Annotated in this window: 2 protein-coding genes and 1 pseudogene; all 3 read right to left on the minus strand. The window is 59.6% G+C overall.

Annotated features, from left to right (window positions below):
* Positions 1–322 (minus strand): ATP-binding cassette domain-containing protein (locus tag AC1D1P_RS23690; RefSeq protein ID WP_477674695.1); only part of this gene is annotated, 322 nt, incomplete at its 3' end.
* Positions 319–1116, minus strand: a complete 798-nt coding sequence (locus AC1D1P_RS23695; protein WP_477674696.1) for an ABC transporter ATP-binding protein — start codon at positions 1114–1116, stop codon at positions 319–321. The genes AC1D1P_RS23690 and AC1D1P_RS23695, both read right to left, overlap by 4 nt.
* Positions 1113–1271, minus strand: a pseudogene (locus AC1D1P_RS23700) (branched-chain amino acid ABC transporter permease); the annotation flags it as partial. The gene AC1D1P_RS23695 and the pseudogene AC1D1P_RS23700, both read right to left, overlap by 4 nt.

Below are 1271 nucleotides of genomic sequence, written 5' to 3' on the forward strand. Positions count from 1 at the left end.
TGTCGCGCACGCTCAGCAAAGGGAATACCTCGCGTCCCTCTGGCACATGCGACAAGCCTTGCTGCACGATATGGGCCGGATCCTGTGCCGTGATGTCCTCGCCCTTGAAGTCGATGGAGCCTTTGCGCGGATCGAGGATGCCCGAGATGGTCTTGAGGATGGTGGATTTGCCTGCACCGTTGGAGCCCAGCACCGTGGCAATTTCGCTGCGGCGCACCTGCAGGCTGATGCCGCGTATGGCCTTGATGGGGCCATACGAACTCTCGACGTTGAGGAGTTTCAGGACGGGTTGGTCACTCACCGGTGGGGGAACCGCGCTCATGCCGTTCTCCTTAAAGACGTGACCTCATCCACCGAACCAAGATAAGCCTCAATCACACCGGGATCGTGCTGTACTTCGCGCGGCGTGCCCATGGCCAGGACTTCGCCCTGGTTCATGGCGAGAACCCGGTCAGACACGCGTGAGACCAGCGACATATCGTGCTCGACCATCAGTACCGTGATGCCCAGCTCGTGCTGGATGTCCTGGATCCAGAAGGCCATGTCGCCGGTTTCCTCCACATTGAGGCCGGAAGAGGGCTCGTCAAGCAGCAGCAACTGCGGCTCGGTGCACAGCGCCCGCGCCAGCTCGACCACCTTGCGCACGCCGTAGGGAAGACCTGCGACCATCGAATCGCGGTGATGTTGCAGGTCGAGGAAGTCAATGACCTGCTCGGCTTTTTCGCGTGCCAGCAGTTCGGCATCTCGCGCCCTGGCGGTAAAAAACAGGTCGTGCAGCAAGCCGGTTTGCCGGTGCGTGTGCCGGCCAATCAACAGGTTGTGCAGCACGGTGGCGTGTTCAAACAGTTCGATGTTCTGGAAGGTGCGCGCAATGCCCAGCGAGGCGATCTTGTGTGGTGGCTGATGCGTGAGCTTTTCGCCGCGGTATTCAATCTCGCCGGTGGTGGGCGTGTAGATGCGGCTGATCAGGTTGAACACCGTGGTCTTGCCGGCGCCGTTGGGGCCGATGAGCGTGAAGACTTCGCCCTGCTTGACGTCAAAGCTCACGTTGTTGACGGCCAGCACGCCGCCGAAGCGCACGCTAAGATTTTTGGCGGAAAGGAGTGTTTTGCTCATTTCAGACGGTCCGACTTCTGGAAAGTTTTTTGCCGTTTGAACAGGCCCTTGCGGTAGAACGGAAAGAGCTGCAAATAGGTGCGAACCTTCAGCCAGCGGCCATACAGCCCCATCGGCTCAAACAGCACAAAGGCAATCAGCACAATGCCGTAGAC

Source organism: Polaromonas sp. P1_E1_2 (assembly GCF_056406035.1).